Origin of the sequence: Pyramidobacter piscolens W5455, assembly GCF_000177335.1 — a bacterium.
GTDB lineage: Bacteria > Synergistota > Synergistia > Synergistales > Dethiosulfovibrionaceae > Pyramidobacter > Pyramidobacter piscolens.
Map to the genome: position 1 here is coordinate 32,797 of NZ_ADFP01000047.1, position 23,253 is coordinate 56,049.

At 59.4% G+C, this 23,253-nt stretch carries 20 protein-coding genes; 1 reads left to right on the forward strand and 19 read right to left on the reverse strand.

Annotation, left to right across the window (positions count from 1 at the left end):
- Positions 1 to 51: 51 nt before the first annotated feature.
- From HMPREF7215_RS03565 to mnmA, 3 genes are read right to left on the reverse strand one after another with little or no spacing between them, the layout of a single operon-like run.
- On the reverse strand, positions 52 to 756 hold the full coding sequence (locus HMPREF7215_RS03565; protein ID WP_009164281.1) for an endonuclease III domain-containing protein: 705 nt from the start codon (positions 754 to 756) through the stop codon (positions 52 to 54).
- Positions 753 to 3,194 (reverse strand): Lon protease family protein, encoded by a 2,442-nt coding sequence (locus HMPREF7215_RS03570; protein WP_009164282.1) that lies wholly within the window; start codon positions 3,192 to 3,194, stop codon positions 753 to 755. The genes HMPREF7215_RS03565 and HMPREF7215_RS03570 overlap by 4 nt, the downstream gene beginning before the upstream one ends.
- Positions 3,195 to 3,208: 14 nt before the next feature.
- On the reverse strand, positions 3,209 to 4,249 hold the full coding sequence (gene mnmA / locus HMPREF7215_RS03575; RefSeq protein WP_009164283.1) for a tRNA 2-thiouridine(34) synthase MnmA: 1,041 nt from the start codon (positions 4,247 to 4,249) through the stop codon (positions 3,209 to 3,211).
- A 78-nt stretch (positions 4,250 to 4,327) separates the two neighbouring features.
- On the opposite strand from mnmA, the gene hypF reads away from it, so the two are divergent.
- Positions 4,328 to 6,589 (forward strand): carbamoyltransferase HypF, encoded by a 2,262-nt coding sequence (hypF, locus tag HMPREF7215_RS03580; RefSeq protein ID WP_009164284.1) that lies wholly within the window; start codon positions 4,328 to 4,330, stop codon positions 6,587 to 6,589.
- On the opposite strand, the gene pfkA is transcribed toward hypF, so the two are convergent.
- The 16 genes from pfkA to HMPREF7215_RS03660 all read right to left on the reverse strand — a co-directional run bounded on the left by pfkA (position 6,586) and on the right by HMPREF7215_RS03660 (position 23,253).
- On the reverse strand, positions 6,586 to 7,548 hold the full coding sequence (pfkA, locus tag HMPREF7215_RS03585; RefSeq protein ID WP_009164285.1) for a 6-phosphofructokinase: 963 nt from the start codon (positions 7,546 to 7,548) through the stop codon (positions 6,586 to 6,588). The genes hypF and pfkA overlap by 4 nt on opposite strands.
- A gap of 120 nt (positions 7,549 to 7,668) precedes the next feature.
- Complete coding sequence (locus HMPREF7215_RS03590) at positions 7,669 to 8,403, reverse strand: hypothetical protein (protein ID WP_009164286.1); 735 nt, start codon at positions 8,401 to 8,403, stop codon at positions 7,669 to 7,671.
- A 60-nt stretch (positions 8,404 to 8,463) separates the two neighbouring features.
- Positions 8,464 to 9,051: a D-sedoheptulose 7-phosphate isomerase gene (gene gmhA, locus HMPREF7215_RS03595; RefSeq protein WP_009164287.1), complete on the reverse strand. Its 588-nt coding sequence runs from the start codon at positions 9,049 to 9,051 to the stop codon at positions 8,464 to 8,466.
- A 10-nt stretch (positions 9,052 to 9,061) separates the two neighbouring features.
- A complete protein-coding gene (locus HMPREF7215_RS03600; protein WP_040550362.1) occupies positions 9,062 to 9,607 on the reverse strand; it encodes a D-glycero-alpha-D-manno-heptose-1,7-bisphosphate 7-phosphatase in 546 nt (181 codons plus the stop codon).
- Positions 9,600 to 11,090, reverse strand: coding sequence for a D-glycero-beta-D-manno-heptose 1-phosphate adenylyltransferase (gene rfaE2 / locus HMPREF7215_RS03605; protein WP_009164289.1), 1,491 nt, complete (start codon positions 11,088 to 11,090; stop codon positions 9,600 to 9,602). The genes HMPREF7215_RS03600 and rfaE2 overlap by 8 nt, the downstream gene beginning before the upstream one ends.
- Positions 11,091 to 11,097: 7 nt before the next feature.
- Positions 11,098 to 12,102 carry a glycosyltransferase family 9 protein gene (locus HMPREF7215_RS03610; RefSeq protein WP_009164290.1) on the reverse strand — a complete coding sequence of 335 codons (1,005 nt, stop codon included), beginning with the start codon at positions 12,100 to 12,102 and terminating at the stop codon, positions 11,098 to 11,100.
- Positions 12,099 to 13,121 carry a glycosyltransferase family 9 protein gene (locus HMPREF7215_RS03615; protein WP_009164291.1) on the reverse strand — a complete coding sequence of 341 codons (1,023 nt, stop codon included), beginning with the start codon at positions 13,119 to 13,121 and terminating at the stop codon, positions 12,099 to 12,101. Before HMPREF7215_RS03615 ends, HMPREF7215_RS03610 begins: the two co-directional genes overlap by 4 nt.
- The gene (locus HMPREF7215_RS03620) at positions 13,111 to 14,100 is read right to left on the reverse strand and encodes a GSU2086 family protein (protein ID WP_009164292.1); all 990 of its coding nucleotides are present in this window, start codon (positions 14,098 to 14,100) and stop codon (positions 13,111 to 13,113) included. The genes HMPREF7215_RS03615 and HMPREF7215_RS03620 overlap by 11 nt, the downstream gene beginning before the upstream one ends.
- A 46-nt stretch (positions 14,101 to 14,146) precedes the next feature.
- Complete coding sequence (locus tag HMPREF7215_RS03625; protein WP_009164293.1) at positions 14,147 to 15,412, reverse strand: O-antigen ligase family protein; 1,266 nt, start codon at positions 15,410 to 15,412, stop codon at positions 14,147 to 14,149.
- 1 nt (position 15,413) lies between these two features.
- Positions 15,414 to 16,511: a glycosyltransferase gene (locus HMPREF7215_RS03630; RefSeq protein WP_009164294.1), complete on the reverse strand. Its 1,098-nt coding sequence runs from the start codon at positions 16,509 to 16,511 to the stop codon at positions 15,414 to 15,416.
- A 95-nt stretch (positions 16,512 to 16,606) separates the two neighbouring features.
- On the reverse strand, positions 16,607 to 17,653 hold the full coding sequence (locus HMPREF7215_RS03635; protein WP_009164295.1) for a glycosyltransferase family 4 protein: 1,047 nt from the start codon (positions 17,651 to 17,653) through the stop codon (positions 16,607 to 16,609).
- Complete coding sequence (locus HMPREF7215_RS03640; protein ID WP_009164296.1) at positions 17,641 to 18,789, reverse strand: ELM1/GtrOC1 family putative glycosyltransferase; 1,149 nt, start codon at positions 18,787 to 18,789, stop codon at positions 17,641 to 17,643. Before HMPREF7215_RS03640 ends, HMPREF7215_RS03635 begins: the two co-directional genes overlap by 13 nt.
- A gap of 2 nt (positions 18,790 to 18,791) precedes the next feature.
- Complete coding sequence (gene larC2, locus HMPREF7215_RS03645; protein ID WP_009164297.1) at positions 18,792 to 19,952, reverse strand: nickel pincer cofactor biosynthesis protein LarC2; 1,161 nt, start codon at positions 19,950 to 19,952, stop codon at positions 18,792 to 18,794.
- Between the two features lie 94 nt (positions 19,953 to 20,046).
- A complete protein-coding gene (gene kdsB, locus HMPREF7215_RS03650; RefSeq protein ID WP_009164298.1) occupies positions 20,047 to 20,775 on the reverse strand; it encodes a 3-deoxy-manno-octulosonate cytidylyltransferase in 729 nt (242 codons plus the stop codon).
- 1 nt (position 20,776) lies between these two features.
- Entirely contained in the window at positions 20,777 to 21,976 is a 1,200-nt protein-coding gene (locus HMPREF7215_RS03655; RefSeq protein WP_009164299.1) for a hypothetical protein, read from the reverse strand.
- Positions 21,967 to 23,253, reverse strand: a complete 1,287-nt coding sequence (locus HMPREF7215_RS03660) for a 3-deoxy-D-manno-octulosonic acid transferase (protein WP_009164300.1) — start codon at positions 23,251 to 23,253, stop codon at positions 21,967 to 21,969. The genes HMPREF7215_RS03655 and HMPREF7215_RS03660 overlap by 10 nt, the downstream gene beginning before the upstream one ends.

Sequence of the window (23,253 nt, forward strand, 5' to 3'; positions counted from 1 at the left end):
GACAGAAAAAAGGAGTTCCCCGAAAAATACCGGGGAACTCCTTTTTTTTCGTCAGGCTTCGCTGGAAGGACAGATGCCCCTGAGGGGACATTCGCCGCACTTCGGCGCTCGGGCCTTGCAGATGTTTTTTCCGTGCTGGATCACGTCCAGGTGCCCGGCGCACTTCATCCCGTCGGGCACAAGCCGTTCGAGGCGGGCCTGGATCTCCGCAGGCGTCTCTTTGGCGTCGGCCCAGCCGAGCCGCTTCGAGATGCGCGCCACATGCGTGTCCACGGGAAAGGCCGGAAAACCGAGATCGAAAGCGAGCACGCAGGCGGCCGTTTTCGGGCCGACGCCCTGGATGTGCGTCATAAAATCCCAGGCCGCGGCGGGCGTACCGCTTTTCAGGCGTTTGAGCGAATATTCGCCGAAGCGCTCTTTCACGGTTTTCAGCACGCGCAGGATCGTCGCCGCTTTGTTGTTGCAGATTCCCGCCGGCTTGATCGCCTCGGCGATCCGGTCCTGCGGCAGCGCGGCGACGCGATCCCAGCTGCCGTACCGGGATTTCAGGCGCTCGAAGGCCATGTCGCGGTTGCGGTCGTTGGTGTTCTGCGACAGCACCGTCTCGATCAGCCCGTCGAGCGGCTCTTCATAGACGATTTTGGCCGAGTCCGTCCCCTGTTTCCAGAGCTGCTCCAGAATCTCCAGCACGGCCGTGATCGACGGCGCTTCGATCCGTCCGGGCGCAACTTTTTTGCCCACGTCGACCCGGCTCATTGTTTTCGCTCCCGGGAGAGGGCGGAAGGCGCGTTCCCCTTCTGGCCTCTGCTCAGGGCGGCGCTCTTTTCGATCCAGCGTTTCAGCTTCGCCATCGCCCGCCCGTGGATCGAATCCTCCGGATACGTCCCGTCGGCCCGGCGCTTTCCGGCCGGGCGGCCGGTCAGGAGCTCGATGCCTTCGTCGATCGTCTTCACGGACCAGATATGGAACTGCTTGCGGCGGATCGCTTCGACCACGTCGTGATTGAGCATCAAATGCCGCTCGTTCTGCCATGGGATCAGCACGCCCTGCGAGCCGGTCAGGCCGCGCGCGAGGCAGTAGCTGAAGAAGCCCTCGATCTTCTCGTTGACGCCGCCGATCGGCTGGATGTTGCCGAACTGATCGACCGAGCCGGTCACGGCGATGTTCTGCGCGATCGGCACGTCGGCCAGCGAGGAAAGCAGGCAGTACAGCTCGGTGGACGAAGCGCTGTCGCCGTCGATGCCGCCGTAATTCTGCTCGAACGACAGCCGGGCGGAAAGCGTCAGCGGCATGTCCTGCGCGTAAACGCGCCCGAGATAGCTGCTCAGAGTCAGCAGGCCTTTGTTGTGGATCGGCCCCGCCATTAAAATCTCGCGTTCGATGTTGATGACGCCCTCCTGCCCCATGAACGTGTTGGCCGTGATGCGCGCAGGGTGCCCGAAGGAAACTTCGGCAAAGCTGACGACGGCCAGCCCGTTGATCTGCCCGACGACAGCGCCGTCCGTGTCGATGCGGATGATGTCTTCGGCGAAGGCGGCGCGGATCTTTTCTTCCGTCTGGCTGGAGCGGTAGCGTTTTTCCTGGATCGCCCGCAGCACGTGCTTGCGGTCAACCGACTTGGCGCCTTCGGACAGGGCCCAGGCGGACGATTCGACGACGTATTCTTTCAGCCTGTTGAACTGGGTCGAGAGTTTGTTCTGATCGTCGGCGAGACGCGAAGCCCATTCGATCAGTTCGGCCAGCGCTTTTTTGTTGAACGGCAGACAGCCGTCCTGTTCGGCCGTCGTCTTGACGAAGCGCGCCATATCCCACTCGTTTTCCGGCGTGCGCGGCATTTCGCAGTCGAACTCCGCGACGGTCTTGAAGAATTTGGGGAAGTCGGGGTCGTATTCGCGCAGCAGATAATAAATGTAATAACTGCCGACGAGGATCACTTTCGTCTTGATGGGGATCGCTTCCGGGCGCGGCGTCGTGATCGGCATGACGCTGTACTGGTCGCTGAGGTTCTCGACCGTGAGCAGGCCGGAGCGCAGCACGCGCTTCAACAGGTCGTAGGACATGAAATTGCGCAGCAGCTCTTCCGCGTCGAGGATCAGATAGCCGCCGTTGGCCCGATGCAGCGCGCCGCTCACGATCCGCGTGAAGTCGGTATAATAGTATCCCTGGCGGCTCTCGTACTCCATCTTGCCGGCGATGTTGTAAAAAGTCGGGTTGGTCTCCCACACGGCCGGCGCGCCGCCCTTGGGATCGTTGCCGACGAAGACGTTGATCCTGTACGGCGTGAAATCCACTTCGCCGCTCTCGTCGCGGGCGGCGGCAATGAACAGCGCGTAATTGGCGACGATCTGGCGCTCCAGCGAATCGATCCATTGGGCGAACTTCTTCGTCTGTCCGTATTTTTCCCGGATCTCGTCCAGGTAAGGGCCGATCGCCGTGCGGCAGATCTCGGCTTCCATATCCGAAAGCTTGGCCTTGAGCGCGCGCTCCTTCTCCCGGATCTGCCGCAGCACTTCCAGAGTTTTCGAGGTCAGGGCGTCGGACACGCTCTTGAGGCGCTTCTGCTCTTTCCGCGGCAGCGCTTCGAATTCGTCGGTCTGAAGTTCCTTGAACTCTTTTTTGCCTTTGCCGTTCTTGACGATTTTGAGAGGAATGTTCACAAACCCCTGCGGCGTGCGCTTGACGAGGAAACCGTCCTTTTCGGCCTCTTCGCGAACGTGATTCATCATCTTCGAGATCTGGTCCTGAAACGAGCTGATTTCCTGCGCTTTGGCGTCTTCGTAGCTGCTTTTCTCGAAGGCGCCGCTGATCACGGACTTCAGTTCTTCGATCAGCTTGTCGAAGTCTTCCTCGGCTTTTTTCGCCTGCCCGGCCGGCAGGTCGATGGCCAAAGGCGTCGCCGGCTCGTCGAAATTGTTGACGTAGATCCAGTCGTTGGGCGCCGGCAGGCGGGCCGCTTTTTCGCGCACGCTTTTCAGCGCGTAACTCGTGCGTCCGCTGCCCTGCGGCCCGACGATAAAGACGTTGTAGCCGGTGCTCTTGACGGCAAGGCCGAAATCGATCGATTTGACAGCCCGCTCCTGTCCGATAAAATGAGTCAAGCCTTCCAGCTCCGCAGAAGAAGAACAGCGCAGCACCTTGGGATCCGTCTTTCTTCGCACCTGCGCCGCCGTCAATTTCCGGGCCCGTATTTTCATGGCCTTTCCCCCAGTCATTCCATGTATTTTATAAATCCGCCGCCGAGGAGAACGCGTTCCGCGACGTCGTAAAGGACAAGCGCCTGTCCGATCGAAACGCTCCCGGCAGGCTCCTGCAGTTCGACCGTTCCGCCGCCGTCATGACAGTCCGCCAGCCGGCCGGGAACCGGCCGGGCGCGGTAGCAGTACTGAACGAGACAGTCCTGCCCGGCGCGGACTTCCTGCTGCCAGCGAGCGTTTTCAAAATAAATCGTCCCGACCGTGGCTTCCGTTCCATGGGACAGCAGCAGACGGTTGCTCGCGAAATCCCGCCGCGCCACGAACCACGGGCCGCGCGACAGTCCCAGCCCGCGGCGCTGCCCTTCGGTATAAAAGATCAAGCCTTTATGCGGTCCCAAATCTTCGCCGTCATGGCCGACCATGCGTCCGATGTGGCGCTCTTCCGCGGCGAGGTGATCTTCGAGAAAACGTTCCAGCGAACCGCCTTCGAGAAAACAAATGCCCTGGCTGTCGCCCTGCGCCAGCCTTTCGGCTCCCAGCCTGGAAGCGAGTTCGTTTTTCACGCCAGTTTTACTTCGCTCTTCCGAAAGCGGGAAGCAGAGCCGCGAGAGCCACTCATGCGGCAGCCGGCACAGCATGTACGTCTGATCTTTCGGCGAGTCCGTGCGGGCGATGGCCCAGCGGCGCCCGCGCTTTAAAACGCGCGCGTAGTGCCCCGTGGCGACCTTGTCGATGCCCAGCCGGTCGGCCAGCTCGAACAGCGCCCTGAATTTCAGGGCGGCGTTGCAGATCACGCAGGGATTGGGCGTAAGGCCTTTTCTGTAAGCGTCGAGGAAAGGGCGGACGACTCGCTCGCAAAACCGCGCCCGACAGTCCAATTCGTGCACCGGCACATGCCGCGCCAGGCGCTCCAAACGCAGGCGGTCGGTCGGATCCTCGCCGTCTTTCAAAATCAAATGCGCCGCCGTCACGTCGTAGCCCAGGTCTCTGAGCCGCAGGGCGGACAAGGCGCTGTCAACGCCGCCGCTGACACCGACAAGAATTTTTTCGCTCATGCTCTCTCCGCGCCGCTTGTGGGCAGGTCTTCGACCGATTAAAATAATCGGAGCGTTTTCATATTCGAGGTGAAACTCATGCTGATTGAAAAAACATACAGCGTCAGCGGCATCGTTCAGGGCGTCGGCTTCCGTCCGCTGTGCGTAAGAATCGCGCATCGCGCCGGAATCCGCGGCTCCGTGGCGAACACTTCCGACGGCGTTCTGCTCCGTTTGCAGGGGACGGAGGACGCGATCGCGCGGTACGTGGCGGAGCTGAAACGCGACTGTCCCGACGTGGCGCTGATCGTGGATATCATGCTGCTCGAACGGAAGAACATCGAACAGGCCGACGATGATTTTACCATACTCAAAAGCGTGCGTTCGCTCCGGCAGAGAGTTTTGCTTCCGCCCGACATGGCGACGTGCCGGGACTGCCTGGCCGACGTCAGGGACCCCGCCAACAAACGTTACCGTTACGCCTTCACGAACTGCACGAACTGCGGCCCGCGCTTTTCGATCGTCAGGGAACTCCCCTACGATCGTCCCAAGACGACCATGTCGGCCTTCCCGATGTGTCCAGCGTGCCAGCAGGAATACGCCGACGAAACAAACCGCCGTTTTCACGCCCAGCCGAACGCCTGCCCCGTGTGCGGGCCTCGCCTGGCGTATTGCGACGCTCGGGGACAAGAGATCGCGCAGGACGAAAAAGCTTTCGGACTGGCGATCGCCGCGCTTGCGAACGGCCAAATCATCGCCGTCAAGGGGTTGGGCGGCTTCCATCTGGCCTGCGACGCGACGCGGGAAGAGGCCGTTTCGCTGCTGCGCCGCCGCAAGCGCCGTCCGCGCCGTCCCTTCGCGGTCATGGTCAAAAACGTCGCCGTCGCCGAAAAACTCGTGAAGCTGAGCGCCGACGATAAAAAATTGCTGACGGGCGCACGAGCTCCCATTATACTGCTGGAACGGAACGATTCCAACCTTCTTGCCCCGTCGGTCGCGCCCGGTTTGAATCGTCTGGGCGTGATGCTCCCCTATACGCCGCTCCATCACATGATCATGGAAGGATTCGACGCTCTCGTGATGACAAGCGCCAATCTGAGCGGCGAGCCGCTTGTCTCCGAAAACGAGGAGGCGTACCGACGCCTCGCCGGGATCTGCGACGGATTTCTCGTCCACAACCGCCCGATCCACATGAAGATCGACGACTCCGTCCTGCTCCATCACGACGACGGCCCCGTCCTGATCCGACGGGCGCGCGGTTACGTGCCCAATCCCATTATCGCCGCGCGCGAGCTGGCGCCGGTGCTCGCCGCCGGCGCGGAGATGAAAGGCACTTTTTCGTTCAGCCAGGACGCCATGATTTTTCCCAGCCAATATCTCGGCGACATGAAAGACATGGGGACCGCGCAGTTCTATGAAAAAGCCCTGCGGCACTTTCTCGGTCTCTACAGTTTCGCCCCCGAGCGGCTCGTCACCGATCTGCATCCGCTTTATCTCTCCACCGCCGCGGCGAAAAGAATTTTTCCCCGGCTGCCGGCGCTCGCCGTGCAGCACCACTATGCCCACATGATGGCCTGTCTCGCGGAAAACCGCGTCGATTCCCCCGCCCTCGGCATCATCATGGATGGCACGGGATACGGCAGCGACGGTTCGATCTGGGGCGGCGAGCTCCTCTGCGGCGACGCGGAACGCTTCGAACGCTGCGGGCATCTCCGAGAATTCCGCCTGCCCGGGGGCGACCGCGCCGTCACGGAACCCTGGCGCTGCGGCTTGAGTCTGCTGGTGGAAAGCTGCGGCGTCTCTCAGGCCCTCGGACTGTGCCGAATTCTCTGGCCCGGACGGATTGCCGCCGCCCGGCAGCTTCTGAACGCCTGGCAGGCGTTTCCGCTTACAAGTTCCTGCGGGCGCCTTTTCGACGGTCTGGCCGCGATCGTGCTGAAAAAAGAAACCGTCAGCTATGACGGCGAAGCGGCCATGGAACTGCAGGCTTTTGCGGAAACGCATCCCACGTCCGTCGCCGGTCCGCCCTTTGACGTTGAAAACAACGTCATCGACTGGCGCCCTTTCGTCGCCGCTCTGGCGCAGGCCCCGCACGACGCCCTTTTTGCGGCCGGGGCTTTTCACACGCGGCTGGCGCAGGCGCTGGCCCGGTGCGCCGCGGACGTTGCCGGTCAAACGGGCATTCGTCTGGCCGCCCTTTCCGGCGGCTGCTGGCAGAACGCCCTGCTCTTGAAAGAGACGTTGCCCCTGCTGCGCGCTCGGGGGCTGACGCCGCTCACTCATAAACTGCTTTCTCCGAATGACGAATGCCTCTCCGTCGGCCAGGCCTATATCGGCGGCCTGCGGCGGAACGGCGGTTAAATGCTGAGCTCTTCTACCAACTCAAGCAGTTCGGGGTTCAGCCGCTTTCTTGTTTCCCACGTGTTCGGCAGAGGTACCGGCACCATGCGCCCATTGACCAGTCCGGCCATGACGCCGTGTCTCCCTTCCAGCAGGCAGGTGACCGCGTAGGCGCCCATGCGGGTGGCGATCGTCGCGTCGTAGCTGGACGGCGCGCCGCCGCGCTGAATATGGCCGAGCACCGTCACGGTCGCTTTGTAACCGGGCGCCTGTTCGGCAAGCTTTTCCTGCAGTTCGTAGCCGGACATGACGCCTTCCGCAAGAATGATGAGGGAATAATTTTTCCCGCTGAGGCGCGACGCTTTGAGCTTTTTGCACAGAGCGCCGATGTCGAAAGGAATCTCGGGCAGCACCGCAAATTCCGCGCCGCCGGCCACGGCGGTCTGAAGCGCGATAAAACCGCAGCGACGTCCCATCACCTCGACGATGAAAAGTTTGTCGTGACTGTGGGCCGTGTCGCGCAGCCGCCGCACGGCGTCCAGAGCCGTATTGAGCGCCGTATCGAAGCCGATCGTCATGTCGGTGCCGTTGACGTCGTTGTCGATCGTCGCGGGGATCCCCACGACGGGCAGCCCCATTTTCTGCAGTTCCCAGGCGCCGCGGAACGAACCGTCGCCGCCGATCACGATCAGGCCGTCGATGTTGCGATCGTCGCACTGCTGGCGCGCTTTTTTCCTGCCTTCCTCCGTCAGGAAACGCTCGCTGCGCGAAGTTCGCAGCATCGTCCCGCCGCGCTGGATGATCGACCCCACGTCCCGCACTTCGATCTTGCGGAACATGCCGTCGATGAGGCCCTCGTAGCCCTGTTCCACTCCCAGACATTTTATGCCGTGATAGGCCGCGCACCTGACTGCGGCTCTGATGGCTGCGTTCATCCCGGGCGCGTCGCCGCCGCTGGTCAACACTGCAATACGTTTCATTTTTGTCCTCCTTGCGCGCTGTTTGTCCAATTATACACTTTTCTCTTCAACCGGAATCACCGGGCCAGACGAAAGGGACTCAACTCGTGGAGAGCTGAGTCCCTTTTCGTTTTCCGCCGATTAAATTTCTTTTTGCAGTTCCATCATGCGTTTGTTGATCTTGGTCAGTTCTTCCTGGATCTCGTTCAAACGATCCTGAAGCTCCTTGCCTTCCTTCGTCAGGTTGCCGACGCGTTTGTTCAGGCGGTCCATTTCCATGCGGGCGCCCGATTTGCCTTTCAGCAGCTTGTCGGGGTCGTCGTCTTTGACGTCCCAGAAGAAATCGATGGTCTTGCCAAGCGTCACGGGCGTAATGGCGCCGTCGATGGTAAATTTGACCGTTTTGACTTTCGGCGTCAGATAGGGTTTCCCCTTGGAATCGTAACGGGGGAAGTAGACGAACCCCTCGCGCTCGTCGGTGATTTTGAAGTTGAAGCGTTTGTCGTAGTCGACGGGGGAAAGGCGATGTTTGCCCACGGTCAGGGTGACCTGGCTCTCGAAAGGAGCCATGCGGATCGCCGGTCCGCGGTTCGTGAATTTGATAAACACGGGGATCGTATCATCAAGTTTCAGCTGCTGCAGCAAATTGTAACGGTAATCCTCCGCCTCGTCGGCCGTCCACAGATTTTTCTGCGCCTGATCCTGAGTCGAGCGTTCCACATATTCCGCCGCATAGTACGTCGCCTGGATTTCGACGCTGGCGCCGAAATCGTCGCGGTATTCCTTCTTTTGGCGCCACTCCGCGGCAGAGGCGGTCGAAACGCTCAGCATCCCCATCATCAGCGCAAAATAAAATCCTTTTCTTTTGACACTCATTCGAGTCCCTCCTTGATGATAAAAACACGTTCCCCAATCGGAAAGAAGCCCACGAAAAGATCACTTCTCTTCAAAAAGGCTTTTTTCGATGATTTCACACAGCGTGTGTCCGATCAGAATGTGCATCTCCTGAATTCGAGGCGTCTCGGCCGTCGGCACCGCCAGCACGACGTCCGCCATACCGGCCAGAAGCGAGTTTCTTTCTCCCGTCATGGCAATGACGCGCATATTTTTGCGGCGCGCGGCTTCAGCCGCCTTCACGACGTTGGCGCTGCCGCCGCTGGTCGAAATCGCCACCAGCGTGTCTCCGGGACGGCCATGCGCCTCGACTTGCCGCGAGAAAACCGTTTCGTAACCGAAATCATTGGCGATTGCGGTGAGCGCCGAAGTGTTGACATGCAGCGCTTCCGCGTCAAGCGCCGGCCGGTTGAGAAGGTACCGTCCGGAAAGTTCCGCGGCGAGATGCTGAGCGTCGGCAGCCGAGCCGCCGTTGCCGCAGAAAAGAACGCGCCCGTCGTTTTTCAGCGACTGAATCATCAGCGCCGCAGCGCGCTCGACCAGCGGCATCATACCGGCCAGACGTTCGCAGACCTGACGGTGGCGTTCCAGATTTCCCGCAATGATCGCTTCTATCGTGTGCCTGTCCATGGATTCCACCTTATTTTTGACGTTCCAAAAGCCAACGGGCCGCCTGCAGCAAGTCCTCGGCGTAAAAATCGGCGCTCACGCCTCGCGCCCGCTCTTCACGACCGTAACCCGACATTAATAGTATCACAGGACTGGCGAGATTTTTGCCAAACTGCATGTCGGATTCTTTGTCGCCGATCACGGCGGCGATATCGTCGCCGTCCAGCCCGCAATCGGCGCTTGCCCGTGAAATGAGCCCGACGGCGGGTTTGCGGCACGCACAGCGCTGATCTGCCCGATGCGGGCAGACGTAGATCCCCTGCAGCGTGATTCCCCGTTCCGCCAGCAGCTCCGTCAGCCGACAGTGCACGCGGTCAACGTCGTCCATCGTAAAGTAACCGCGGCCGACGCCCGACTGATTGGTCACGACCGTCAACACGTACCCGCGTTCGCACAAAAGTCTCAGTCCTTCGGCCGCGCCGGGCAGAAGGGCCACCTGCTCGGGACGACGAAGATAGTTTTTTTCCTCGATGATCGTCCCGTCGCGGTCGAGAATCACCCACTTTTTCTTATTCATTCTCGCGCAGTCTGTCAATGATCGACGTGCTGGAAAACCCCGGGAGCAGCGGCAGGATCTCCACTCTGCCGGCGTATGCGGCGCCGGCGATCCGCTCCGGCCGGTAGTCGCCGCCCTTGGCCAGGACATCCGGCCTGATCAGAGAAAGAAGCCGCTCCGGCGTGTCCTCGTCGAAAATCACCACGACGTCGACGCATTCAAGGGCCGCCAGAACGGCAGCTCGGTCCAGCTCGCCGTTGATCGGACGCGCCTCGCCTTTCAGCTTTTTTACCGAGCGGTCGGAGTTGAGGCCGACGATCAGACGGTTGCCCAAAGCTCTGGCGCGTGTCAGCGAATCGACATGGCCGGCGTGAAAGACGTCGAAGCAGCCGTTCGTGAAGACCACTTTCTTCCCTTGCGCCTTCCATTCCTTCACCCGCCGTACCGCCGCGGCCGCGTCGAGAACCTTGTGGCCGCCGGAGAGCGGATGCGCTTTCGCCTGAGAAAGACACAGCTCTTTCAACTCCCGATAGGAGATCGGATACGTACCGGCCTTGCCGATCACCACTTTGGCCGCCGCATTCGACAGCCGGCAGCAGTTCCGCCAGTCGACGCCGCAGGCGCGGAAAAAAGCGACCGCGGCAATAACGGTGTCGCCGGCGCCGGAAACGTCGTAAACGTCGACCGCCTGAGACGGTTCGTCAAAACACTCCCGCTCGCCGACGAACGTGCTGCCCTTTTCGGAACGGGTGACCAGCAGATTGTTCAGCCCAAAGGAAGAACGAACCTTCCGCGCCTGAGCCGCGAGCGCTTCGTCGTCGTCATTCGAGATCGGAAGTCCGGCCGCGTCCGAAAGCTCTTTCACGTTGGGAGTGACCAGTTCGGCCCCGGCATAGCGCTGCCAATCCCGACCTTTGGGATCGACGAAAACCGGGATCCGATGCGCCCGGCACAGCTCGACGACCTTGCGGCACAACGAAAACGAACACATCCCCTTGCCGTAATCGGAGAGAATGACCGCGCTCAGACGACGCGCGGCGAGTTCCGACAGGCGGACGAGAAGTTCGCCCTCCGATTCCGGGTCCAGCGGGAGGATATCCTCATGATCAAGCCTCATCATCTGCTGACGCCCGTTGCCGATGACGCGCGTTTTCACGGTCGTCGTCTCCTTATGGAACGGGAACAGTTCGACGCTTCCCCGGGACGAACCGTTCACGGCGTCCACAAGCTTCAGGACTTCCCGCGCCGCCGGATCCCCGCCGAGCTGAGCGAAGCACTTGACGTCCGCCCCCAGCCCGCAGAGATTGGCGACGACGTTGCCCGCTCCGCCGAGGACGCTCCTTTCACTCTGAAACTTCACGACCGGGATCGGCGCTTCGGGGGAGATCCGCTCCACGCTGCCGTAAAGATACCGGTCGAGCATGAGGTCGCCGACGACGGCGACTGTACATGGAGAAAGCCGCTCGACCCGTTCTATGATCTTTGCAAGAGTGCCTTCGGACAAAGCGGATTCACCCCTTTTGCGGGAAAATAGATTCCAGAATTTCCTCTGCGGCTTTGATGACCTTCTGCGGAGCAATACGTTCCATGCAGGGCAAATCGCATTTCCAATCCAAACACCCCATCTTTTCGCAGGATGTATAAACAACCTTGTCAAAGCTTTGCGTATAAGAGATCGAGAGCGACGTCGGGCCGAACATCGCGATCACCGGAGTCCCCAGCGCCCGCGCCATGTGAAGCGGCCCGGTGTCGGCGGCGACGACAAAAGAAGCGTCAGCCAACACGCAGAGCAATTCCGACGTCGAAAGTTTGTCTACCCAATCGAGAACTCTCTGTCCAGAGCACTGTGCCATAATCTCTCGAGCCATCTTTTTTTCTTCGGCGCCAGAGCCCAGAAGCACCGCCAGACAGTTTTTCTCCGAAAGAAAATGAATCAGCTGCGCCCAATAGGGAACGGGCCAGCGCTTGCGCGCCTTGCTGGCTCCGATGGCCAGGGCGGCGCAACACCGCGTGTTTTCTCTTTCGATACATGGGGCAACACGCGAGTCCCCCTCCGGACGCACCAAGGAACTGCGAATTTGTTTTTCTAGACAGGGAGGAATGCCTAATTGCCCCAAGACGGCATAGACATCTTGGTTATAAACAAACTGAAAATGCCGATGGAAGCCGATCTTCAACGGAATGTGCGTAAGCAGGGTCAACAAGGCCGTGCGATCGTTGTCCTGCAAGTTAAACAGGATATCAAACTTCTCGTTGCGAACGCGCGAAATCAGTTTAAGAAAACCCCGCCACCCCTCTTTTCGGTCCCACGGTATTACCTTGTCGATCCATGGCATGTATTCTGCAAAGGGACCGTAATTTTTTTCCGTGAGCCATGACAGTTCAAAAAAAGGGAAAAGCTCTTTCAGTCTCCTGCCGATATGAGCCGTAAGAACGATATCACCGAGAGATGAAAGACGAACAAACAAAACTTTCGCTTTGATATTGTTATCCAGAGCCACCCGCGGAAAATTCATTTTCGCCCCTCGTCACAGTCAATCGACGCCGCAAGGATTTTTCTCGCCGCCGCCCACACGTCGTCCACCGGGATCTGCTTCAAGCAATTATCGCGCCCGATCGGACAATTCGCGCCCTCGTCGCGGCAAAAAGATTTCGGGCACGTCTTGGGAAAAACGATTTCATGCCTGTTTCCCCACGGGCCATACCGCCACGGATCCGTCGTGCCGAAAATGCCGACCGTCGGCGTTCCCATGGCGCTGGCCATATGAAGGCCGCCGCAGTCATTCGTGACATACAGGCACGCCGCGGCCAGGCGCGAAGCGCTGATCGGCATGGGGACCGGTCCCGAAAAATCGAGCGCCTTCGGCACCGAAGCCAGAACCGGCGCGGCCGCGGCCTGCTCCTCGGCAGAATAGCCCATCACGGCAACTTTATACCCTTGATCGCCCAAACGACGTCCCAGCGCCGCAAAGTTTTCGGCGGGCCAGCGTTTGAAAGCGCGCCCTCCGGGATTCAAAATCACCAGCTTGTTCCGATAGGGAGCCAGCTCACGCTGGACGCCGCGGTGGATATCCCTGGGGACGTAAAGCCTCATGCTTCGACTTCTCAGCGGCACGCCCAGAGTTTGCATACAATAGAGATTTCTTTCCGCTTCATGCACCTTTCGCGGCAAAAAAACTTCCCGCCACCCCCAGAGCGGCCGGTACCGGCAGTTCATGAACAATGGGATCAACGTGCTGCGCAGATCGACGATCAGATCGTACTTTCCCGCGCGAAACTCGCGGATCGCCCGAACGCGTCCCCGCCATCCATTATACGGGGAATCCGGCTTGCCGCGGTCGTAAAATTTTATTTCATCCCACATGGGGTCATCGGCAAGCATTGCAGAAACTTGAGCGTTCGCGCAAATCGTGAAGTGCGCGTGAGGCAGATACATCCTCAAATTATACAGGGCCGCGCTGCTCAGCAGCATGTCGCCGATGCACGAGAGCCCGACGACGAGGACTCGTTCGATTTCGGACGGCTCAATCTTCATCGCGGCGCGCCTCATCTCTCGGCAAATGCAAACTTCCCGCCTCGAACTCCCTGACGGCGGCGCCAAGCAGCGGAATCATGATCTCATGATGTCCGGTGATGGCGTACCCTCTCCCGGAATTTTGCACCGGACGGGTGACGACGTTCATGCGGGGCCGATAATGCTGGATCATGTCCATATTGACCGTGGTAAAGTTTTTGATCTTGAAGCCTAAATTTCTGGCGAGAGAAAGCGCCTTGAGAAAAACTTCGGGCATGATCACGGCGCTTCCCAAGTTCAAAATCACCCCGCCTTCAAGCCGGGAAACGGATGCGGCAAAGATGCGGAAATCCCTCAGCGACGCATCGCCGATGTCCGCCCCGACGGCGCTGGGATGCTGATGTACGATATCCGTCCCCAAAGCGACGTGAACCGTATAAGGAATATTCAGCCGGGCCGCCTGGACCGAAAGGCAGAGGCGGTCGTAAGGAGCCCGTTTTTCCGCCAGCAGAGCGCCAAGAGCCTCGCCCAAACCTTCTTTGCCGAGACGGGCGCGGGAGGCGGCGTGATTCAACACGTCCGCCGTATCCGCCGCCATGCCGAAAGAGCCGTCTTCAATCTGCGCGGCCACGTCTTCCGAAGTGCGACCGCACAACGCCAACTCGGTATCGTGGATGGCGGCGGCGCCGTTCGACGCGAAATGCGTGATAAAGCCGTCTTTCGCCAGATCCAGCAGAAAAGGAATACACCCGCACTTGACGACGTGACCGCCGAACATGGCGATCACGGCGCGGCCATTTTTTTTCGCCTGCACGATCGCCGCGGCGACTTCGAGAAGGTCTTTGGCCTTCAGGACGTTCGGAAGGCCGAGAAAGAATTCCCCCACGCTCATGCCGTGGCGGTAGGCTTTCCCTTCGCTCGCCGCAGTGACAAGAGAAGGACGTTCTCTTGCCTGATACGTTTTTGCCTTGGTCGGATCCAACTCCATAAAACGGCTCATTGCCACGCCTCTTTCATCATATCGGTAAAAATCACGTCGAGCGCGGTTATGATTTCTCACAAGGCGAACCGCGCCCATCCGGCAAAATCAGCAGAATTCCCCAAAAACACCAGAACATCACCGACGTATCGCGGCGTCCCATGAGAACGTCGGCGGTCAGCGCGTAGGCCAGCACGGTCAACAGCAGGATGAAAAGGGCGACGCCCCACGGGAAGGACCGTCCGTTCTCCGTTCGCGCCAGCCGGAAAGCTTTCTTCAAAGAGACGGCATACGCCGCCAGAAAAAGCACGAGGCCGGGGATCCCGGCAAGATAGGCGACGTTCAGAAACGTCGAATGCGGGTGCATGCCGTTCGCCTGATACTTCAGCCCCAACTCGTCGGCTTTCGTTCGGAAAAGTTCATGATACAGGCGCAGAAATTTCTCTCCGCCCCATCCTGTAATGGGACGCTTCCGGATCAGATAGGCCGAGGCGTTCCAGATCTCGTTGCGATACGTCGTAAACGCTCCCATGTCCCGCATCGACGTAACCTGCCGATATTCCGTCGCGATTTTTCTCCACAGGCTGCCTCCGGAACGAGCGTTGATCGCGACACAGGCCAGCACGAGCACGACGGCCCCGCTCGCGAGAAACGAGATCCCGATCTTCTTGAATCTGGAAGCCCAGTAGAGCAGAAAACATCCGCCGATCGCCGCGGCCATCCACGCCCCTGAAGAAAAAGACAAAAAAACGACAAGACACGCGGGAACAACGATAAGCACGCGCCGGACAAGTCCTTCGGCGCACCAGAACGCATAGCAAACAAGGGGCGGCAGCAGCAGCAGGCCGAGCAGCCCCAGATTATTCCCGTTCTCCAAAGAACGATTGGGGAAATAGCCGATAAAGCCCAATTCCCGCAGCAGGTTTCCAAAGAGAATCAATACGCTCGCCCAGACAAAAAGACGCATCATTTTTCGGCGGCTCGTCTCGCGAGTCAGGAAACGCGCCGCAAAATACATGCCGAGGAAAACTTCCCAAAAGATGGTGACATTTCTGCCGTAGCCGTCCACATCATGGAACGTCAAAAGCCCCACGGCAGCACTCCAGAGGCATAACGCCAGCCAACATCCAAGGACGATTTTCCCGGTTCGGTCCAGATTCTTCAAGCGGAAAGGCACATGATATTTTATTCTGCCGACAGTCATCAGGATCAGACACAGTGCCCATAAAACATAGTGGACGACGGGTCCTAAAGGAGACAGGCACACGGAGGCCAGATACAAATTTACGAGGACATTCTCGATGGTGTCTGCTTTGGAGCTCTCTTTCGTCATTTCAACTCTTCTTTCCGGTGCGAAGGGTTCGCTCATTTGAAATCTGCAACGTCCTTTTGTAGAGCGCCACGGTCTGAACGGCGATCCTGCTCACGCTCACTTCCGCCGCGCTCTTCGACGCGTTTTCCGAGAGCTTGCGGCGCAAAGAGGGATCCATCCCCCGCATCATCAGAACGCTCAAAAACTTCACGTCGGACGGGCGGAACAACAGGCCGTTCTCTCCGTCTTCGACAATGTCCAACGTGCCCCCGATATCCGTAGCGATCGGCACGACCCCGGCCGCCATCGCCTCGATGAGCATCAGGCTGAACCCTTCCGGCTTTTTCGAGGTCTGCACGAAAAGGTCAGCCGCCCACAGCCACGGCCTGACATCGGCCGCAAAAGGGAAAAAACGCACACGGTGTTCCAATTCCAAAAGGCGGGCCAGTTCTTTCAGGCTCGCTTCCTCAGGGCCGCTGCCGACAAGCCAAAAATGCGCCTTCACATCCTTTGGCAACAGCGCCACGGCGCGCAGATAATCGTCCCACGCTTTCCAACCGACAAAACGCCCCATTCCCAAAATCACGGTTTCATCGCCGCGAACGGAAAGCTGCCGGCGAAACTGTCGGCGCACCTCGGCATCGCGAACGTATTTTTCGGATAAAACGGGATTGAGAATCGTCTCCGTAAGAAACGCGCGCTTTAATTTCAAGCTCCTGATATGCTCCGTAACGGCTGACGAGCAGCCGATCACGACGTCGGAGTGGCGATAGTATTTCGCTTTCGGATATTTGTCGAACGTCGACACGACGGGAACGTCCTTCCTCAGTCCCCAATAGCCGCCGATCGCCGCGGCCGCAGAGAGCCTCGTATGGATCAGCTCCGGCTTCACGCGATCGATAAGACGCCCCACGCCATAGGCGACGGCGGGCAGCCACTGCGCAACGGGAACGTACGTGGAATGTTCGATGTTCTCCCGTGCCAATCCGGCCGCCAAAGTGCCGCCGCCCCGGCAGATCACGTGGTTCTCGACGCCGCACTTCTCCAGTTCCTTCAGCAGTTGAATCCATGGCACCATCCAGGCCAAGCGGTTCTCGTCAACGTAATGCAGGACTCTCATAGCATGTTATACCCTCTCAGTCATGCGTTTGGACCGGCCGTAAGAAAACTACGAATCGGTTTGCGGGAGAAAACGGGTTCATGACGACTGCTTCTTCATTTCTCGGCACATGGAGCGTTTAAATTTTGATATATCGCAAGCAATTTCCCGGCCATCTGCGCTTCCGTCAAAAGGACGCTTTCATCAAACTTTGGCGCAGCCTCGAGACAACCGCTCAGGACGCGCCGTAAACTACACGTCCATGCCGATATCTCCGAAGGCGGTAAAAGCTTTTCCCCTTCGAGGGCCAGCTCGCAAATCGCAGGCAGATCCGAGGCAAGCACAGGCACGCCCATCTTCACGGCAAGCATCAGCGTCAGCCCCATCCCTTCGGAAAGAGACGGCAAAACATAACAGCTGCATTTCAGGAGCCTTTCGATAATATCCTCTTTATATCCCGTAAATTCAACCTGAGGAGCGACGTCCAAACTGACGGCGCGTTCTTCAAGCTCTCTTTTCTGCGGCCCGTCTCCGACGATCACGAATTTCCAACGGCGTATTCCTTCTTGTTTTAACAGCGCCAGAGCCTGCAAAACGGTGTCGATTCCCTTCAAACGAGTCAGACGCCCAACGGCAAGGATCACCGGCGTGTCTCCGTCGCGAGGGCGCCACTGCGGCACGCTTTCGGGCAAACCATTGTAAATAACCTCGCTGTTTGCAGGAATGTATTCGCTGAGATCGTCCTTTACCGCTCGGCTGACGCAAATGACCTTATCGGCCCTTTTCAGCGGATACAGTCCTAAATTATGGCTGTATACCGCGTGAGCGGTATACAGCCACGGGACATGGGCCAAAGAGCTGGCCCAGTTGGCGATCCACGCCGGCACGCGGGAGTGCGCGTGAATGATCTGCCAATGCTCCTGTCTGACCCATTGGGCAACTTTTACCGCGCTGTACAGTCCCGTCAGCGGATTTTTTTTGTGCACGGGAAGATGGCGCACCAGCACTTTCGGGTCGAGCTGGCGTTCCATCTGCCCGCCGGCCGAGATCACCATGACCTCGTGCCCCTTTTTGACAAGTTCGTTCGAGAGGTCGATCACGTGCCGTTCGACGCCGCCGATCTGAAGCTCGGGGAGGATGTGGACGATTTTCATGGCAGCCATCTGTTCAGAATCCACCTCGCGGCTTTTTCGGCTTCGTTGAAGCCGCTCATCCCGTCAAGCGGCCGGCCGAGGAAATGACGAAGATCGTCGTCCAGATTGCGGGGGGTGACCAGGCACAGATAATTCTGGTTTTCGAAATCCTCGATCATTCTGTCGAAACGGGGGACGCCCCAGAGGCACCGGGTGGAGAGCAGCCGGGCGTCCACGAGCCATTCCGTCACTTCCTGCAGAAGCCGTTTGACACCGTGGTGATGGCCGACGGTGATGACCGCCGTTTGCACGCCGGCGGTGACCGCTTCGGAGATCATCGAAACGGAGTCTTCGGTGCAGAAGACGCGCGAGCAGTGGCCGAGAATGCCGGGGACGGGATTTCTGGAATCCTGCGAGGCCAGCAGCAGCATCCGCACCACGCTGGTGTCCCCGCAGAGCTTGGAGATCGCCATCTCCGTCGCCGCCTGCGTGCGGCGCGAGGTCGTGATATACAGGTCGACGTTGGCGTCGGCGGCGGCGTCGAGCAGCGTCGGCAGGACTTTGTTCACCCAGAGGGGGGCGATCGAATAGTTCAAATCGTCGCCGCCGATGAGGATCCCCCACGCGTCTTTCTGATGCGGGGGATAATCGCTCAGCAGTTCCCGGCTTTGGCTCTCCAAAAGTTCCGGAGAAATGGAATTGGGGGCGCCCAGCGTGGCCAGAACGTTGCCGCCGCGGCGCCCGTCATGTTTGGGCACGACCGCCATATCGAAAGGCTTCGTGCCCAGGACGGAGGGCGTCATCACCACGCAGCTTTTCCCGTTGAATCTTTTGGCGAGAGCCAAACAATACGGCGCGGCCGTGCTTCCCGCGGAAAGGAAAAGGAGCGAACGCCGCTCCGGATTCAGCATGGCGACACGGTCAAGAAGTTCCTTGCCGCCGGCTCTCAAAAGCCAACGTTCCGCGCCCTGCGGAGACGCTTTGGGAAGGCGCCGGGCCCGCAGTTTGAGAGCTTTGATCCGCGCCGCTCCGTTTAAATGGGGAATGTCGAATTCCACCGCTTCGAAATCGGCGAGCCTCTGCATGCGGTCGCGTATTCCCCGGCTCTGGACGATATGTCCGCGGGTATTCTCGTTAAGAAGTATCAAAAGCGGTTTCAGATCCATTTTTATAAATCTTCCTTTTGACGGAATTCGCTGACGACCAAGGGGCGAAGCTGTTCCAAAGGACGCCCCGTCTCCCGGGAAATGCGCTTCAAATCTTCGTACTCGGCCGTGACGCGGACGATTTCATCGCCCCAGCGCGACAATTTCATCGACACCGGGCCGACGGAACTTTCGAATCTCTGGATGCGGCGCTTCAGGGTCATGCGGTTGACTTCGCTCCAGCGCAGGCCGATCGTCGTGCTGTAACGCAAAATGATTTCGCCGAGCTTTTCCCTGTCGGCAGGACTGGAAACGCACGTCAGCCTCACCGCCGGACGCATTTTTTTCATCAGTATGGGCGTAAAAAAGACGTCCAGCGCGCCGCACGCGAAGAGGCGCTCTTCCAGATTCTGATAATCCTGCGGGTTCATGTCGTCGATATTCGTTTCCATGACGACGATTTTCCCCGTCAAATACGGAAGAGCCGCTTCGTCGTTCTGCTCGAGCACCATGACGTGCAGCGCTTCATCGCTTCCCGGCGAAGAGTCTCCCCCGCAGCCGCCGGCGATCAGCCTGCCTGCCGGAAGGGGCGCGGTGGATGCGGAGAGGGCTTTGAGCAGCAGGGCGCCGCTTAACGTTGTCCGTTCATGTTCCCCTTCGCGGGCGAAAACGGTCATTCCCTTCAAAAAAAGCGAAACCGGCGCGGACACGGCGCTCCGTCCTGACCCGCTCACGCGGCCGCCGACGTTGATCGGCGAGGAATAGACGGAATCGACCTGGAGCGTCTCCAAGAGCGCGAGCGCCCCGACAATTTCGAACACGAGGCGGGCGTCAAGGAGAGGCGCTCCGCCTTCGTCGCCGCGGAAAACGCAGCCCACGGTTTTTAAATCGTTGAAGGCCGAGAACGCGCGCTCCTTCATCTCCGGCAAAAGTTTCGACTCGTCGAGGAGCGTCTCTATTTCCGCGAATCCGAGATCCTTGCGGCCGGACGAAACCGGTTCCGCCTCGATGCCGGTCCAGCCGTTCCGGCGCGCCGGCCCGACAGTCCACGCGCAGCCGTGGCGACGAAGCCACGACATCCGCCGCTTGAATTCGTCGGCGTCTTCTTTTTTCAAATCAAGCAGGGCCCCGATCAATCTGCTTCCGGAGATGCCTGCCGTGCAATCGATATACAGAGTTTTCATTTTTTCTCCTCGAACGGGGATATCGATACGAAAAAAAAGCCAGTCCGAATAACGCAGACTGGCTTTTATTATATCCGATTATTGCGGATTTTGTTCAGATTTTTTCGCTCATCAACTTTCTCGCCAGCTCCAAATCATGAGGCGTGTTGATTCCCACGCCGCGGTCGGGATACGCGGAAACGGCGACGGCGATGTCGTAGCCATGTTCCAGCGCGCGAAGCTGCTCGAGACTCTCCGCTTCGGCAAGCGGCGTTTCCGCAAGGCGCGAATAAACGGGCAGAAAATCCTTGCGATAGCCGTAAATGCCGATATGCTTATAAACGACGGGCGTTCCGCAGCGCGCGAAGGGGATGACGCTGCGGCTGAAATACAGGGCTCGGCCTTTTCGATCGACGACGACCTTGACGTTGTTCGGATCGGCCGCTTCTTCCGCGGACGAAAAAGGAGCGGAAAGCGTCGCCATCGGCGCGTCGGCATGGAGCAGAACGCCGGCGAGCTGATCGATCACGCGCGGGTCGATCAGCGGCTCGTCGCCCTGGATGTTGACGACATAATCGCATTCCACGCGCGCGGCGACTTCGGCGACGCGGCTGGTGCCGTTGGAATGGTGGGAAGACGTCATCACGGCTCGGCCGCCGAAAGCGGCCACGGCGCTCATAATCCTCTCGTCGTCGGTGGCGACGATCACCTGAGCCAAAGAACGGGCTTTCAGGCATCGCTCATAGACGTGCTGGATCACGGGTTTGCCGCAAAGATCGGCGAGCGGTTTGCCGGGCAGGCGGCTGGAGGCCCAGCGGGCCGGAATGATTCCGATCGTTTTCATTTTACAGCCTGAACGTCAGGGCCTTGGCTCTGATCGCCTCGATGTTCAGCGGTTTGACGTTGCTGACGATCCACTCGCGCATGGCTTTGCCCTCGGCGGTTTCTTGTTTGTAACTCATGAAATCGAGTTCAACGCCGAGCGCGTCGGCGACGCCGACGGCCAGAACCGGCCAGACTTCGCCGATGTCGCCGATCAGCGGGATGCTCCCCTCGTGGCGCGCGAAAGCCGACATCTCCATGCGGAAAGGGATGCCGGAAATTTTCGTTTTCGGCAACCCCTTGGCAATGGCCTCCTGCATTTGCGCCTGAGAATCGCAGGCCCGGCGCAGATTTTCGTCGAGGTCGAGACGGATCAGCGTCTTGCCGCGCAGGTTGTAAGTGTGCATGCCGTTCCACCAGGCCCAGATGCCGTGCCCCGTGTACTTTTCGAACGGCCCGTCGTGAAGTTCCTGCGAAAGGGCGATGGCCGACTCGATGATGACGTCCGCGTCTTCGAGCATGCGGGCGACGCGCATGCAGCGCTGGCGGATCGGGATGCTGTCGCCGATGCACGAACCGATGTTGCCGCCGCCGACCATCTGCGGCAGGCTGACCAGCACGGGAAGATTTTTCGCCGCGCCGACGCCCAGCATCGTGCGGCGGTCGCAGCCCCAGCCCGCGACGACTTCGAACGGAAGCGCGTAGGTGCGGGCGATGTCGCAGATTTCGGAAGCGACGTGCTCGTTCCAGTAGCCCATCGGATAGGCCATATTGCCGGCCGCTTTGACGACTTCGTGTCCGGCGATCCGGTCTTTTTTGGCGAGAAGCGCGTCGTCCAGGACGATCTGTTTTTTCAACGCCGCCAGCTCCTCGGGTTCCATGCAGGTGAACTCGAAGACGTTGCCGCGCGGCATGTCCTCGGGATCGAAGCCCAGCTCGTCGGAACTGACCATTTTCACCCGGTCGAGGGCCCCCGCCATTTCGTGCCCGACGACCGCCGAACTTGTGGTGACGCCGTCGATAATACCCTTGTCCATCAGTTCCGCGATCAGCGTCGTCACGCCTTCGTGGATGTTTGGGCCGCTGCCGCAGGCGACGACGATCTTGCCGCCGTTCTTCTTGACCTCGGCCATCTTTTCCGTGGCCTTTTTGATGCCGGCCTGCGTGCGCTCGTCCTGACGCTCAAAAAAAGTTTTCAGAAGTTCTCTGTGAATCAGTGCCATATTGCCCCTTCTTCCTTAACGCTTACAGACGTTTTTTCCGGACAATTCCCGCGCCGGAACTCCGTTATCAAATCCCAGCTTCGCCGGGACGCGCCGCTCAGGGCGGCGAAAAATTCCCGGCTCTCCCGGTCGAAGTCGGAATTGTCGTGTGACAGGACGCCGTCGAAAAAATCCCTCATTTCCCGCGCGTCGCGCACAATGGCGCAGAGCCCCGTTTTTTTGAGCGCTTCCGTCGCTTCCGCAAAATCGCGGTAGTCAGGCCCCTGACAGAACGGAACGCCCCAGATCGCCGGCTCCATGATGTTCTGGCCGCCCTTGGGAACAAGCGAGCCGCCGAGAAACGCCGCTTTCACGTATCCGTAAATCGGGAAAAGCACGCCGATACGGTCGACAATGAGAACATTCCAGCCGCTGCGCGCCTTCGACATCAGCTCAACTCTGCCGAGCTTTCTCGCGGACGCTTTGTCCAGCAGCGCGCGTCTGCGTTCGGGATGCCGCGGCACGACGACGAGTTTCAGGCTGGGATGGACCTTCAACAGCTCCGCGTAGGCGTCGAAGACGATCTCTTCTTCCCCTTCGTGGGTGCTTCCGGCAAGGATCAGCGGTTCTTTGCCGGCAAAAATCTCCCTCAGGCCGGCGCCGTCGGCCGCATTTTTGCGGGCGATCAGCGCGTCCACTTTGCAGTCTCCGGTCACCTTCACCCGGTCCGGTTCCGCGCCCAGGGCGATAAAACGGTCCCGATCCGGCGCGGAACGAGTCATGATCAGAGAATAACGGCGAATGACCCGCTTCCAGAAAAAGCGCAGACGCCGGTATTTTCGAAAGCTCGATTCCGACAGTCGGCCGTTGACGAGAAAGGCCGGGATCCGGCGTTTCCGAAGCTGGAAGAGCATTTCCGGCCAGATCTCCGTCTCGATCGTGATGTAGGCGGCCGGACGCAGAGTCGCCAGCGCTCTTTTGAGAACGCTCGGCGAATCCCACGGATAATAAATATGCCGGACGAGATCGCCTGCCAGCCGCGCCGCCATGGCCCGGCCGGTCTTCGTGATCGTCGAAAGGAGAATGGGCATATCCGGGTTTCGCCGTTTGATTTCCATGACAAAGGGATAGGCCGACTGCACCTCGCCGACTGAAACCGCGTGGATCCACAGAGCGCCCTTGGGCAGATCTTCGGGATAGCGGCCGTACCTCTGTCCGTTGCCCTCGTCGTATTTGCGATTCAGAAACGGGCGCGCGACAAAAAACAGGAGCTCGGAAACACAGCCGTAAAACGACAT

Excerpts from the sequence above, each read along its gene's own strand:
- HMPREF7215_RS03565 (WP_009164281.1), bottom strand. The coding sequence starts at position 756 with ATGAGCCGGGTCGACGTGGGCAAAAAAGTTGCGCCCGGACGGATCGAA.
- HMPREF7215_RS03615 (WP_009164291.1), bottom strand. The coding sequence starts at position 13,121 with ATGAAGATTGAGCCGTCCGAAATCGAACGAGTCCTCGTCGTCGGGCTC.
- gmhA (WP_009164287.1), bottom strand. The coding sequence starts at position 9,051 with ATGGACAGGCACACGATAGAAGCGATCATTGCGGGAAATCTGGAACGC.
- hypF (WP_009164284.1), top strand. The coding sequence starts at position 4,328 with ATGCTGATTGAAAAAACATACAGCGTCAGCGGCATCGTTCAGGGCGTC.
- mnmA (WP_009164283.1), bottom strand. The coding sequence starts at position 4,249 with ATGAGCGAAAAAATTCTTGTCGGTGTCAGCGGCGGCGTTGACAGCGCC.
- HMPREF7215_RS03600 (WP_040550362.1), bottom strand. The coding sequence starts at position 9,607 with ATGAATAAGAAAAAGTGGGTGATTCTCGACCGCGACGGGACGATCATC.
- HMPREF7215_RS03610 (WP_009164290.1), bottom strand. The coding sequence starts at position 12,102 with ATGAATTTTCCGCGGGTGGCTCTGGATAACAATATCAAAGCGAAAGTT.
- larC2 (WP_009164297.1), bottom strand. The coding sequence starts at position 19,952 with ATGAAAACTCTGTATATCGATTGCACGGCAGGCATCTCCGGAAGCAGA.
- HMPREF7215_RS03640 (WP_009164296.1), bottom strand. The coding sequence starts at position 18,789 with ATGGATCTGAAACCGCTTTTGATACTTCTTAACGAGAATACCCGCGGA.
- HMPREF7215_RS03655 (WP_009164299.1), bottom strand. The coding sequence starts at position 21,976 with ATGGCACTGATTCACAGAGAACTTCTGAAAACTTTTTTTGAGCGTCAG.
- HMPREF7215_RS03570 (WP_009164282.1), bottom strand. The coding sequence starts at position 3,194 with ATGAAAATACGGGCCCGGAAATTGACGGCGGCGCAGGTGCGAAGAAAG.
- HMPREF7215_RS03660 (WP_009164300.1), bottom strand. The coding sequence starts at position 23,253 with ATGTCGTTTTACGGCTGTGTTTCCGAGCTCCTGTTTTTTGTCGCGCGC.
- pfkA (WP_009164285.1), bottom strand. The coding sequence starts at position 7,548 with ATGAAACGTATTGCAGTGTTGACCAGCGGCGGCGACGCGCCCGGGATG.
- HMPREF7215_RS03620 (WP_009164292.1), bottom strand. The coding sequence starts at position 14,100 with ATGAGCCGTTTTATGGAGTTGGATCCGACCAAGGCAAAAACGTATCAG.
- HMPREF7215_RS03630 (WP_009164294.1), bottom strand. The coding sequence starts at position 16,511 with ATGAGAGTCCTGCATTACGTTGACGAGAACCGCTTGGCCTGGATGGTG.
- kdsB (WP_009164298.1), bottom strand. The coding sequence starts at position 20,775 with ATGAAAACGATCGGAATCATTCCGGCCCGCTGGGCCTCCAGCCGCCTG.
- HMPREF7215_RS03625 (WP_009164293.1), bottom strand. The coding sequence starts at position 15,412 with ATGACGAAAGAGAGCTCCAAAGCAGACACCATCGAGAATGTCCTCGTA.
- HMPREF7215_RS03635 (WP_009164295.1), bottom strand. The coding sequence starts at position 17,653 with ATGGCTGCCATGAAAATCGTCCACATCCTCCCCGAGCTTCAGATCGGC.
- HMPREF7215_RS03590 (WP_009164286.1), bottom strand. The coding sequence starts at position 8,403 with ATGAGTGTCAAAAGAAAAGGATTTTATTTTGCGCTGATGATGGGGATG.